Source organism: Cernens ardua, assembly GCF_051251085.1.
GTDB lineage: Bacteria > Pseudomonadota > Gammaproteobacteria > Pseudomonadales > Halomonadaceae > Cernens > Cernens ardua.
In genome coordinates this window covers 123,384-135,958 of sequence record NZ_JBPCZH010000003.1, presented here as the reverse complement: position 1 = coordinate 135,958, position 12,575 = coordinate 123,384, and the positions used below count along the sequence as shown (strand labels likewise).

Annotated in this window: 9 protein-coding genes and 1 tRNA gene; 7 read left to right on the top strand and 3 right to left on the bottom strand. The window is 49.4% G+C overall.

Going from position 1 to position 12,575, the window contains the following annotated elements:
* The first annotated feature begins 288 nt into the window (after positions 1 to 288).
* Positions 289 to 1,719: a uroporphyrinogen-III C-methyltransferase gene (locus LMG33818_RS07300; RefSeq protein ID WP_442322707.1), complete on the top strand. Its 1,431-nt coding sequence runs from the start codon at positions 289 to 291 to the stop codon at positions 1,717 to 1,719.
* Between the two features lie 3 nt (positions 1,720 to 1,722).
* Entirely contained in the window at positions 1,723 to 2,982 is a 1,260-nt protein-coding gene (locus LMG33818_RS07295; RefSeq protein ID WP_442322706.1) for a heme biosynthesis HemY N-terminal domain-containing protein, read from the top strand.
* Positions 2,983 to 3,120: 138 nt separating this feature from the next.
* Here LMG33818_RS07295 and LMG33818_RS07290 read toward each other — a convergent pair whose 3' ends face one another.
* Entirely contained in the window at positions 3,121 to 3,768 is a 648-nt protein-coding gene (locus LMG33818_RS07290) for a DUF4202 domain-containing protein (protein WP_442322705.1), read from the bottom strand.
* Between the two features lie 474 nt (positions 3,769 to 4,242).
* Here LMG33818_RS07290 and LMG33818_RS07285 point away from each other — a divergent pair, with 474 nt between their 5' ends.
* Both LMG33818_RS07285 and LMG33818_RS07280 read left to right on the top strand, forming a co-directional pair.
* A complete protein-coding gene (locus tag LMG33818_RS07285) occupies positions 4,243 to 5,442 on the top strand; it encodes a pyridoxal phosphate-dependent aminotransferase (protein ID WP_442322704.1) in 1,200 nt (399 codons plus the stop codon).
* A 720-nt stretch (positions 5,443 to 6,162) separates the two neighbouring features.
* Positions 6,163 to 7,608: an MFS transporter gene (locus tag LMG33818_RS07280; protein WP_442322703.1), complete on the top strand. Its 1,446-nt coding sequence runs from the start codon at positions 6,163 to 6,165 to the stop codon at positions 7,606 to 7,608.
* A gap of 137 nt (positions 7,609 to 7,745) precedes the next feature.
* Here the strand turns inward: LMG33818_RS07280 and bglX are convergent, their stop codons facing one another.
* Together bglX and LMG33818_RS07270 are read right to left on the bottom strand one after the other, a co-directional pair.
* Entirely contained in the window at positions 7,746 to 9,992 is a 2,247-nt protein-coding gene (gene bglX / locus LMG33818_RS07275; protein WP_442322702.1) for a beta-glucosidase BglX, read from the bottom strand.
* 237 nt (positions 9,993 to 10,229) lie between these two features.
* Positions 10,230 to 11,171 carry a LysR substrate-binding domain-containing protein gene (locus tag LMG33818_RS07270; RefSeq protein WP_442322701.1) on the bottom strand — a complete coding sequence of 314 codons (942 nt, stop codon included), beginning with the start codon at positions 11,169 to 11,171 and terminating at the stop codon, positions 10,230 to 10,232.
* A 118-nt stretch (positions 11,172 to 11,289) separates the two neighbouring features.
* Here LMG33818_RS07270 and LMG33818_RS07265 point away from each other — a divergent pair.
* The 3 genes from LMG33818_RS07265 to LMG33818_RS07255 all read left to right on the top strand — a co-directional run bounded on the left by LMG33818_RS07265 (position 11,290) and on the right by LMG33818_RS07255 (position 12,554).
* Positions 11,290 to 11,365 (top strand) — tRNA-Thr (locus tag LMG33818_RS07265).
* A 58-nt stretch (positions 11,366 to 11,423) separates the two neighbouring features.
* Positions 11,424 to 11,990 carry a helix-turn-helix domain-containing protein gene (locus LMG33818_RS07260; protein ID WP_442322700.1) on the top strand — a complete coding sequence of 189 codons (567 nt, stop codon included), beginning with the start codon at positions 11,424 to 11,426 and terminating at the stop codon, positions 11,988 to 11,990.
* A gap of 126 nt (positions 11,991 to 12,116) precedes the next feature.
* Positions 12,117 to 12,554, top strand: coding sequence for a S24 family peptidase (locus tag LMG33818_RS07255; RefSeq protein WP_442322699.1), 438 nt, complete (start codon positions 12,117 to 12,119; stop codon positions 12,552 to 12,554).
* The last annotated feature ends 21 nt before the right edge of the window (positions 12,555 to 12,575 follow it).

Genomic DNA, 12,575 nt, shown 5'->3' with positions numbered 1-12,575 from the left:
ATATGTCATTCCTCTATTAATAGAGGCAGCGAAGATCGTTGTTACCTGCTATCATTCATATTGACTAGTTGTATAACATACTGTTGAGTATTCACCTGATCAGGGATACTGGGTACTATTGCCCCTTTCCCGAGGCTGGGTCAGACGAAAATACCGGTTTGGCAGGTTTTGGTTATAGATTTCAGCTACAGAATTCAGTGACAGGTGATGCGCTTGGTGGATGCAGGCTAATCAGACCTGCGTGATAAGTCAGGGTGCATATCCTGTTCTGCATAAGGCAAGGGATCCATGAGTACTAAAGACGACGATAAACAGATTTCCGCGAACGAGACACCTGCTGGCTCTGAATCGCTGGATGCGAAAAAGGTGTCTGATGCGGATAAAACAGCCGTGTCATCGAAGGCATCCTCCATCGATAGCGCCACATCTACCAATGAAGCGGCCGCGGTCAAGAGCGCTACTGATAAAGATTCGGCTATCGATACGGGTGATATCTCTTCTGATAAACGAGTTTCACCTGTCATGGATGCTGACAACGCTGACAAGCATTCCACCGATGCCGGTACAAAAGAAAAATCCGGGAAAACCTTTGGTACTCCATCTTCGCCAGGTCTCTCTTCTTCACTGAGTGAAGATCCCGATGGATCTACAGTGGCTGGAAATGGTGGTGGTAAAGGGACTTCGGGATCATCCAATACAGCTGATGCACCAAAATCACATGAAAAGCGCAATGTCCTCCAGGTGTTGTTGGTGGTGTTGATTATTCTGGTGATTCTGGTTCTGTTGGGGCTGGGCTGGAACCTTCAGCGCATGAATCAGCAACACGATTCGGTTAGCCAGCTGGATGCGCGTATCAGCCATCTGGAGCAACAGAGCCATGACCAAATTCAGCAGGCGCTCTCAGATGGGCAACAGTCCAATCAGCAGCTTACCCAGCGCATGGATCAGAACGATCAGACCGTTCAAAAGGTACTGACTCAACTTAATCGTCATCAGCAAACTTCGCCGAGTGACTGGACGTATGCTGAAGTCGAGTACCTGTTGCGCATTGCAAATCAGCGCCTGGCGTTGCAGCGTGACGTAGCGGGTGCACAGCACTTGTTGAACCTGGCGGATCAGCGCTTGGCATCTACACAGAATCCAGCCTTCATTCCTGTGCGTGGCGCTATTCACAATGAGTTGGCCGATCTTGACAGCGTTAATGCAGTCGATACCGATGGTATCTATCTTCAGTTGAACGCTGAGCAACAGCAATTCAACACCCTGCCTTTGGCGCAGGATACGCAGGCATTGAGTGCCAAGGAAGATAACAGTGCTTCCTTTAGCGGGGGATGGCGTTCTCAGTTGGGTCGTTTAGGTAATCAGCTGGAGGATCTGGTGACTATCCGTCATCATGATAAACCGCTCGAAGCACTGATCACGCCGCGTCAGGAAGGTTATTTGCGTGCCAATATCAGTCTTCTTCTTGAGCAAGCACAGATTGCACTACTGAATCAGGATGAGAATGTCTACAAAGGCAGCCTGAATCAGGCGCTCAACCTCATCAATCAGTACTATGAAGTCCACGATGGTGGGGTAGAAAAAGCGACTCAGCATATTCAGTCATTGGCGCAGGTAAACGTACGACCCAAGCTACCTGATATCAGTGGTTCACTGAATCAGTTGCAGAGTATTCTGTCCCAACGTGGGTCTGCCTCCAATTCCAATCAGGGGGAGTGATCAATGCGTAAACTGATCCTCTTTATCGTTGTCGTACTGGCAATAGGTGGTTTGCTTGGCCAGTTGATGCTGAAGGTCCCTGGTTACTGGCTAATCCGTGTCGGTGATACCTCTATCCAGACATCTTTCTGGGTGGGGTTGGTCGTTTTGTTCGTGGCATTCGTGGTGCTCTACCTGATTGTTCGCCTGTTGGGTAAATTGCGTCGCCCATTCTACAGAACCCGTATGTGGACGAGCCGTAATCGTCACCGCCAGGCACTCAAGCGCACTGTCCGTGGTTTGGTGGATCTCTCCGAAGGCCGTTGGAAGCATGCGCAAAAAATACTGACGCGTGCGGCCCATGACTCTTCGGTTCCTTTGGTGAACTATCTCTCGGCTGCTCTGGCAGCGCATTATCAGGGAGATTACGAGCAGGCTGATACACTGATCAAGGAAGCGCATGACTCTACTTCAGGGGCTGATAGCGCGATTGGATTGGTTGAAGCCCAGATGCTGCTGGATCGTCGTGAGTATGAACGTGCGATTCAAGTGTTGAAAAAGCTTGAGCAGCATGCGCCAGATCATCCACAAATCCTTCGCTTGCTTCAGCGTAGCTATATTGAGGTTGGCGACTGGGAGGGGGTTCGTAGTCTGCTTCCTCGTCTCAAACGTTATAACGTTGTGAGCGAGCAGGAACTGGTGGCTCTTGAGAAAAAGACGTATACAGAGCTGTTCAAACATGCTGAAGAATTTGGAAACAGTACTGCTGTTAGCTCAATCAGCCACCGTACTGTTACGCCATTGGAACGTGCTGAGGAGCTTCGTCGCGATCTTCCTCCCGAATTGCAGGAAGATCCTGAAATCATTCAGCTATATGTTTCTGTGTTGGCTCAGAACGACAAGGCACATAAAGCTGAAGGTGTGCTCTCCAGCTTCCTTAAGCATCATTGGAACGGTAGTCTGGTTCTTCGCTACGGCTTGCTGGATGTTGATGCTGCCAACCAGCTCAAGCATGCGGAAGGGTGGTTAAAAGAGCATCCTGACGATCCTGATTTGTTGCTGACCCTGGGACGCTTGTCCCTGCGTAACAGTTACTGGGGGAAAGCTCAGGAGTACTTCGAGAAAAGCCAGCGTTTGCGTCCCAGTGGTACGGCCAGTGCTGAATTGGCCCGCTTGTATTTCCATTTGGGCGAGAGCAACAAGAGCGAGCTTTATCTGAAACGGAGCGCCGAGTTGCTCAATCGCGCCTTGCCCAATTTGCCTCAACCAGTGCTCAATCGTTAATCCAATTCTTCTGTGCACTGATACCCGCAGCAGGTTGTGGGTGATAACAGGAAAAGTAAAAAGGCTGGTCGGAATTTCCGATCAGCCTTTTTATCATGAGGGAAACACTCGATACAGAGCGTTCCCTGCAATGTGTTATTACTCACTCAGCGCACGTTCAACCAGTGATTTCGTGTGGTCCGACAAATCAAGCTCAGTAGTGAGTGTTTGCCCTCGTGTCGACATTTTTTTCCATGTTTTGGCAATAATGCGAACAAGATCATCATCATTTTTGTATTTCTTACTGAAGTCATCCAGATAATAGCCGAGAAAAACCAAACAGGTCGTGTCTTCCAGCGCTTGCGTATCTTTATCTTCCTTCAGATTTTCCTTACGAATCAATGCGGCGACACGATCAGCGACTGATGCTTCGAACCCTGCTTCAATAATCAATTGTCTCGCCAAATCTGCCTGACGTTTTTTCAGCCCGGTTCGCCAGGCATGATAGCCCGCTTTATCCATCGGATAACTCTCACGCGGCGTTTCCCAACGGCGTAGGTGCTGAGCCCTTACTGCCAGCTTTAGAGGGATAGGTGCCTCTGGGGCAACCAGATCAAGCCATTCACTCATGCGTTCTGCATACACCAACTCATAGGGGCGTTCTACAAGAACGGGGCCTTCAGGGTTTACAGAGGCTGACGTATCGGAAGCCGATGGCGTATTTTGATCAACCATGATTTTGCGCGGGTCATCCGCATGAGCTGCATCAATCAACTCAAGCGCTTTGATATAGCGGGAATCTGCCACTAGCGTACTCCTCATTCTTATAGGCGGATAACGTCTGTATATTAATTGTATATATCGATTGCTGAGTGTCTTTTACGAAAATCAGATGATGCCTTACAAACTGAAATTCCAAACATGCCCTGACAGAAAGCTCTATAACTTATGTTGTTGGCTGTGCTGTCACTTGGCGAAGACACTTTTGACGTTAGTGATCACGATGCGACCCAGTGTATAGGAAATGGGCCAACTTCAGGAGGATAAAATAGTGATTATCTGCCCATTCAGTATTGTTGCGCTCAAGGAAGCCCCTTTGGATAGGGGCAAAGCTTCTTTTCAAACTAACGGGTTTTCGATAGCGGGCTAAAGCGCTACTCTACTAGACACTATCAACTCTTTTTATAGCTCATGCGGCATCAAACACCCACTTTCGTGACGTGAACAACTGCCGTGGCTTGAATAACTGCGATACACCTTCTCGATTTCAGGATGTTTACCATGCGCTTCTCACAGGCTTTGTCTCGTGTAAAACCTTCCGCCAGTATTGTGGCCAGCCAACGTGCTCGTGAATTACGCGCACAAGGAAGGGATATTATCGCTTTGTCGGCAGGCGAGCCTGATTTTGACACCCCCGGAAACATTAAAGCGGCAGCGTACAGGGCAATGGAAGCCGGCAAGACCAAATATCCACCCGTTGCCGGTATTCCAGAGTTGCGAGAAGCCATCGTTGAAAAATTCAGGCGTGATAATGGTCTGGATTATCGTGTTAATGAAGTCATTGTCAGTAACGGCGGAAAGCAGGTCATCATGAATGCACTTCTGGCCACAGTTGATAGTGGTGATGAAGTCATCATTCCGGCACCCTATTGGGTTTCCTATCCGGAAATGGTCGCATTGTGCGGGGGAACACCCGTTATCGTGAGAAGCCAGCCCGAGAACGGTTACAAGCTGACGCCTGAAGACCTTGAACGAGCAATCACGCCGAGCACAAAATGGCTTATGTTCAATAATCCCTGTAACCCATCAGGAGCGGTGTATTCCCGTGCCGAGGTCAAGGCACTGACCGAAGTACTGCGACGTTACCCTCAGGTGGGTATTCTCTCGGATGATATCTATGAGCATCTGGTATATGGCGGTATCGAATTCACCACGCCAGCTCAGGTAGAGCCTGAGTTATTGGATCGAACATTGACGGTTAATGGTTTCTCCAAGGCATATGCAATGACTGGGTGGCGTATTGGCTATGCAGCCGGCCCGGAACCTCTCATTAAAGCCATGGATAAAATACAGGGTCAGGTCACCTCTGGCGTGAACACCATTACTCAGTGGGCTGCAGTAGAGGCATTGACTGGGCCGCAAGGTTTTATAGCAGAATGGAGACACAGTTTTGAACGTCGTCGTGATCTGGTTGTGCTTCAATTGAATGCTGCAGAAGGGATTGAGTGTCAGGTACCACACGGTGCTTTCTATGCATACCCTTCATGTGCGGCCTTGATTGGACGCCAAACCCCGAGTGGGCAGTCCATTAACAGTGATGAAGATTTTACGCGTCTTTTACTTGAAGAAGCGGGAGTTGCCTTGGTTCATGGAGGGGCCTTTGGGTTATCTCCCAATTTCCGCGTCTCTTATGCAGCAGCTGAGCATGAACTCAAGGATGCCTGCTCCCGTATTCAGTCATTCTGTGCTTCTCTGTTTTAAGGGAGTGTCCGCTAACCCCGTATAACACACGGAGAATGGCTTACAAGAAAGGGTGTTAGGTATAAAAGGCTGTTTCAATAGCTGTATATTGAAATAATCGGAGTTCTGGCCCACTATTTTTCGATAAACTGAATTGCCTCTCGTTCCGCTAACCACAGGGGGTAAGAGGCCTATGTCAAACTCGGTTACTAAAAATAATATCTATGCGACTTTAGTGGTTGGCTTGTCTGTCTTATAATTTTGTTAGCTTTGGCTGGATGAAAGCGTGTGCTTGTCTGAACCTCTATCGATAAAGCCATTATTATAATGAACATCTGGCCGTTGAATGTTGGTAGTTGAGATAGTGTAGTTATGATATTGCGGTTGAAATATTGCGGTTGAAATATTTTGCCTGTAAACAATATCCCGCTAGAGTCAAAGTACTTACAACGTCGTGCCTCATCAGGAAGTGAGTTAACTCGTGGCACGGCCATCTTTTATAACCGTGACGTAATTCCCTATTATTCTTGGCCTAATGACATCGATTCCTTTAGACGATGGCAACGGCTAACTATCTGGTTCAACGCAAGATCAATGACAAGCCCCAGATATACGCTGGTGTTATTGGCTTGTGTAATGGCGTTGATCGGCCATTTTATGGGGAACGTAGGATGATCGGAATTTAGGGTAGCGCATACCTTGGCTAGGCGCGCTACCAAAAGTCATGTTAAGGAGTTCGCGATGTCCATGCCGCTCATAGCCCTCGCGTTGGCTGCCTTTGGAATCGGCACCACTGAGTTGGTGATCATGGGGCTTTTGACCGACGTGGCTGGCAATCTGCATGTCAGCGTACCTACGGCAGGGATGCTGATCTCCTGCTATGCCATGGGCGTTGTGATTGGTGGCCCCATTCTTGCGTTACTGACGTCTCGCTGGCAGAGGAAACGTACCCTGCTGCTTTTGATGACAATCTTTTTGATTGGTAACGTTGCCTGCGCCATTTCAGAAACCTACATGCAGCTATTGATCGCTCGTGTGGTTACCGCGCTTTCCCATGGTGCCTTTTTTGGTATTGCCTCGGTGACGGCGGCGGGGATGGTGCCTCCCGAGAAACGTGGGCAAGCAATCGCGATGGTCTTTGCTGGTCTGACAGTCGCCAACGTATTGGGTGTACCCTTCGGTACAGCTGTTGGGCAGGCCTTCGGTTGGCGTATGGCCTTCTGGTGCGTTGCTCTTATGGGCGTTGTTGCATTGGCTGGGCTGTGGCGTTGGATGCCTTCCACCTTGCCGCGTAGTCAGGGCTCTATTCTGTCAGAGTTCAAAGTACTGAAACAGCCTCAGGTGACGCTTGGACTATTGATGAGTGTGTTGTCATCAACCGCCATGTTTGTCACCTTGACCTATCTTTCGCCGATATTGGAGCATTACACGAACGTCCACGGCGTTGGTATCACGCTCATGTTCCTGCTGTATGGTGTGGGTATGACGATCGGCAGCTGGTTGGGTGGTAAATTGGGCAATAGCCCTTTGGTACCGACACTGATCAAGCTAATGATTGCCAACCTGATCGTGTTGCTGGTGCTGACATTCTGCCTGCACTCAATATGGACCATGATGCCGGCGGTTGTTCTGTGGGGGGCCATTACGTTTTCTCCCAACCCGCTTTTCCAATTGCTGGTGGTGGATCAGGCAAGCGAAGCGCCTAATCTGGCCTCTACACTCAACCAGAGTGCCTTCAACCTGGGGAATGCCATTGGCGCATGGTTGGGAGGGGCCGTCATTGGTATCGGTTTGCAAATGGATTTCCTGCCGATTGTCAGTATTCTGGTTGTGATCGTGCTGTTTGCATTGGCCATGGTGACACGTAAATTGTTTGTCCATGTGGATCACTTGGTGCCGGAAGAAGAGCCCGTTGGGCCACCTACCGATGTGCCTGTCGACGTAGACAATGGCGTACTTGTTAATCCGACGGATGACGCGGCCATTGATGACGATGATGACGAGTTTACGCTTCCCAGTGACACGCTGACACCTGAGCAGTTTGCTGAAGCCATGCACGGGATGCGCCGCCATCATGTGTCTTCCGAAGACGCTCATGAAGGGGAAACGGAGACTTCTGCAGCATCCGAGACAAACGGGTCGGGTGTCAGTGCAGAGCCACCTGTATCACCTGACGAGAAGCACTAACAGCAATGGGCGCTCAGGGAATGATTCTGCCTGTTTTGGAGAGGACCATTCCCGCATTTTTCCAGAAATAAAAACCTCAAGTGCTCATGAATCATGGGGCTTGAGGTTTTTTATTCATTACAAAGTAATGGTGCTGCCTAATCAATCAGATTGAAGCTGATCTGCTGAGTCTCTTCTACATTAGGCCCTACGAAAAGCTCAATACAGCCCGTATCCAGCCTGTTTCTGAGGTGCTGATCCAGATAGCTCAATGGCTCAGGGGTTATGTGAAACTGTACTTCTTCACATTCACCCGGGCTGAGTTCAATACGCTTGAAATCGACCAGCTCACGGCGTGGTCGACTAATGCTGGCTACCGGATCTCTCATATAAAGTTGGACGATTTCTACCCCATGGCGCTTACCTGTATTCGTCAAGGTAACTTTCAGAACAAGTTTGTCTTCAGGGGATGACAGAGATAACTCTGTACTGGTGAGCGAAGGCACGCCATATTCGAAGTGGGTATAGGTCAATCCATATCCGAACGGGAAAAGCGGGGTATTAGGGCTATCGATGTATTGGGATGAATAGCGAGGGTCTGGATCCTGTTTATCCAGCGGGCGGCCAGTCGGTAGCTGTGCATAATAAAGTGGGAGCTGCCCAACATGTCGAGGGAAGCCCATGGGCAACCGTGCCGATGGCTCGGCATCACCGAATAGCAGGTCAACCAATGCCGTGGCACCTTGTGTCCCAGGCCACCATGCATGCAATAACGCGCGTGGGGGCAATACCTCGTTGGAATCGACAAGATCCCCCAGCACGAGTGGACGACCACTCAACGTTACCATGACGGTCGGCATGCCCGTATTCAGTACCTCTTTGGCCAACAGTCGCTGGTACTCTGGCAGACGTATATCGGTTCGACTGGCAGCTTCCCCGCTCATGTATTCACGTTCACCTACGACAAGAATAACCAATTCTGCCTGCCGCGCTGCCTGTATGGCGTCCTTACGTGCCTGTTTATTGTCAGTATCAGACGCTTTTTCTCCCGCTGTTCCCCTGGAGTAGTGGATGTTGTCTGAAGAGAATCGTTTTTCCAATGCAGATTTGAATGACGTAACCTCATCACCTCGTCCTGCACCGTGCCAGGGCCCGATCCATTCCCCCTTGTCTTCCACCAGATTACCGATGACGGCAACGTTCCCAATGCTCTCCGAGAGTGGCAGCGTGCCATCATTTTTCAGCAGTACGATAGATTCCCGAGCAATCTGACGCGCTTTCTCCAGATGCTGAGGTGCAAGGATAGTGGCTTTTTCCCGCGCTTCATCACAGTATCGGTATGGATCTTCAAATAAACCAAGCGCCGCTTTCAGGATAAGAATACGTCTTACCGCTTCGTCAATGCGTTCGGCGGTTACCTTGTGTTCATTAACCAACTGCTCAAGATGATCAAGGAAGTAGCCATCCTGCATATCCATGTCTACGCCTGCATTCACGGCTTTCTGGGCAGCTTCCGCCGGATCAGCAGCCACACCATGGAAAATGAGTTCCATAATGGCGGTATAATCAGTGACGACCAAACCTTCAAATTGCCACTCACGGCGCAGAATCTGATCAAGAAGCAGGGGGTTACAACTGGCCGGCACACCATCCACTGTGTTGAATGAGGTCATGACCGAGGCTACGCCGGCATTGACCGCTGCCTGAAAAGGAGGCAAATGAATGCTTCGCATGGCACGCTCTGACAGGTTGACCGTGTTGTAGTCGCGTCCTGCTTCCGCAGCGGCATAACCTGCATAATGCTTCACACAGGCCGCTACTGTTTCTGGCGAGGCAATATCAGCCCCTTGTAGCCCACGTATCTGTGCTTTTGCATAGAGAGACGTTAACAGTGGATCTTCACCACATCCTTCCATGACACGCCCCCAGCGGGCGTCCCTCGAGATATCCACCATGGGCGCAAATGCCCAATGTATCCCTGCTGACGCGGCTTCTTTGGCAGAAACTTGTGCAGCTTCCTCCAACGCTTCAGGACGCCAACTGGAGGCCATTCCTAACGGGATAGGGAAGATCGTGCGAAAGCCGTGTACGACGTCGTATCCAAAAAGTAATGGAATGCCCAACCGGCTCTCTTCTACAGCTACCTGTTGCAGCTGACGAGTGAAAGTGGCATCAAATGCGTTGAAGATGGAGCCCACGTGTCCCTCACGAATATCGTTCTCATATCCTTCACGGATGGAGGGGCCTGTGACATCTCTATCACTGGTAAATTGCGACATTTGACCAATCTTTTCCGCGAGCGTCATCCGTGACAGTAACTCATCTGCCTGTTTCTTCAGGACGGTATACTTCTCGGCGGACAGGTTGAGAAAAGGCGTTTTGGATGCTGTATTGGATAACGTCATGACGGCTAACCTCCAATGATTGATCACATCACCCTACACAGCTCATGGAGAGCGGTCCATGGACTAATCGTTTAATACACGGCCACCATTGTGGATTTTGTTTCAATGAGGATCGGGCCGGCAATCACCACCTAATACGACGGATGATGATTATTGCGTACGTGTGTATGCAGAAAGAGTGTCGTGAAGAGTATCAAGAGCCATAGGTTTGGTTGCGTTCAGTCAAAGGGCATCGGGTCAAGTACGATAGTCGGTGGCAAATGGCGTTGTGGCCATTTCGTGTTCCATGCAGAAGGTTATAAAGCGTTGAATAAGAGCGCTCCGGTACTTGTTCCGATGAACAACAAGACGGAAGTAGCGCTGAATGCTGAGTGTTTCACCTTCTTCCAGTACGATATGAAGTTGTTCCAACCGCCCATCCTTGAGTGCATGATCCGCTTCACGTTGGGAAACACAAGTGAGCCCTAGCCCTGCCGCTGTCGCGTTGATTAACGCTTCCGCAGTATTCAACTCTAGTGAAGCCGTCCACCGCTCAAGACGGGAGGCTACCGAACGCATGAACTGATCACGAGTACCTGACCCTTCTTCACGTAACACCCAATCCTGATTCTCCAGTGCCGCCAATGGGATAGGGCCTTCTGCCTGGGTAAGGGGGTGATCGCGTCCAGCGACTATGATGAGTTGGTCAAGGCACCATTCCAGCGTTTCCAGCTCTGCATTAGTGCTGTTACCTTCAATTAACCCTATATCGAGTTCGAAACGCGCCAGCGCTGAGCAAACATCCCGGCTATTGGCGAGCAATACACTTTGTTCTCGGTGGCCGGTCTGATCCCTGAAATCGCGAAGTAGCCAGGGAAGAAGCTGATTACCGATGGTTTGACTGGCACCAATGCGCAAGAGACCTCGGTACGCTGCATCATCACTGGTGAAGAGCGTTTCGATTTCATCCTGCCGCGTCAATAGCTCGTCTGCCAAGGGCAATAATCGGCGTCCCAATCCATTGATATACAATCGGTTCTTGTGACGGTCGAAAAGCGCATGCCCTATCAGGCGTTCGAGTTCGGCCAGCGCCATGCTTACCGCAGGAGTCGTCAGATGTAATTTTTCAGCGGCCGCAGTAATGCCGCCTTCACTTGCAATGGCGACAAAAATACTCAACTGTCGTGGTGCGATTTTCATTGCGGCCTCTTGGGACGATAAAACTCGAGGTAGTGCATCGGGCTAATAGCGTAGCGGTAGTCTTACGTATCTTTTCATACACTACAATAACGCATATTATAGTGCATACCTTCCCCAAGCCGGCATAGCTCAGTTGGTAGAGCAGCGCATTCGTAATGCGAAGGTCGTAGGTTCGACTCCTATTGCCGGCACCAGTTAAATCAATGTTTTCCGGTGTATTCAGTTTTATTTTTCCTTTGCCATTTATACTGTTTGGCACAACGTGACGAGTACAAAGTTCCAACTCAATGCCTTTACAAGAACGAAAAACGCTCTCCTGATCCCCGTGCCGGGATTGATGTCGGTTATGTGCTGACAGGGCAGCGTTACGACGTGGGCCAATTAACGCCAGTGGATGCCGATCGCTTTGCACGCGTGGCGAGGTTCACGGCATTGACCATTGAGCAGCTTGGAAAACAGGCATCGGTTGATATTGTGGCGCGAATAATAGTTGAGCGCATGAGTCATGTTTGGGGCGTTCCTACTGTTAAAGAACTAGCCAAGGAATTGGGTATTTCGGCAAATACGATAGGTAACTGGAAAACGAGGGGCTCAATTCCCATTTCAGAGTGTATGGCAATATCAGAGGCTCATAATGTGAGTCTTGATTGGTTGCTGGAAGGGGATGAGACTTTCTCTAAAGTTCCTAAATCAGGCTATATGAGCATTTGGTTCAATGGGATGACTTTAGGAGAGATTGAAGACGGAGAAAGAATATCTCGGTCTTACACAAACCGCACTATCCAAGGCCTGTGGTATAGGCAAGACAACCCAGGTTAATTACGAAAAGAATTCCAGCTCTCCTGATTCTGATTATCTAGTGAAAGCTCAGAAATTGGGAGTTAATGTCTGGTGGGTTGACTTGGAGAACTTAAAAAGTCTGATTATTGTATTGAAGACGATTTTTTGAACCAAGAAGCTGTCTCTCCATCATTAACAATTTCTCTCTATGATCTTGAAGGTATTCCCGGTGGAGTTCGCTCGTTGACAAATGATAATGTCACAGGGGAATTACAGATTGATCCAGATACTATTCAGGCGTTCGGTATCAATGATGCGCATTTAATCGGCATCCAGGTTCGTGGGGATTCAATGCAACCGACTCTTTCAGATAATGAGAGGGTGATTGTCAATCTGGGCGATACCAACTACGCTCAAGGGAGCGTGTTTCTTGTTGCGCTGAGCGGAGAAATTGTCATTAAACGTGTACAGCGATTGATGGATGGCACAGCTCTGATCATCAGTGACAACACTATATATGAGCATGAGACCATTGATCCTAAGCATATGGATGAGTTTGTGGTATTGGGGCGAGTGGTGCTGAGGTTGGGAAGGGTTTTGTGATTTTAATAATTGGAAAAGTGT

Coding starts and splice junctions, on each gene's coding strand:
- LMG33818_RS07270 (WP_442322701.1), bottom strand. CDS start 11,171: ATGAAAATCGCACCACGACAGTTGAGTATTTTTGTCGCCATTGCAAGT.
- LMG33818_RS07280 (WP_442322703.1), top strand. CDS start 6,163: ATGTCCATGCCGCTCATAGCCCTCGCGTTGGCTGCCTTTGGAATCGGC.
- bglX (WP_442322702.1), bottom strand. CDS start 9,992: ATGACGTTATCCAATACAGCATCCAAAACGCCTTTTCTCAACCTGTCC.
- LMG33818_RS07300 (WP_442322707.1), top strand. CDS start 289: ATGAGTACTAAAGACGACGATAAACAGATTTCCGCGAACGAGACACCT.
- LMG33818_RS07295 (WP_442322706.1), top strand. CDS start 1,723: ATGCGTAAACTGATCCTCTTTATCGTTGTCGTACTGGCAATAGGTGGT.
- LMG33818_RS07285 (WP_442322704.1), top strand. CDS start 4,243: ATGCGCTTCTCACAGGCTTTGTCTCGTGTAAAACCTTCCGCCAGTATT.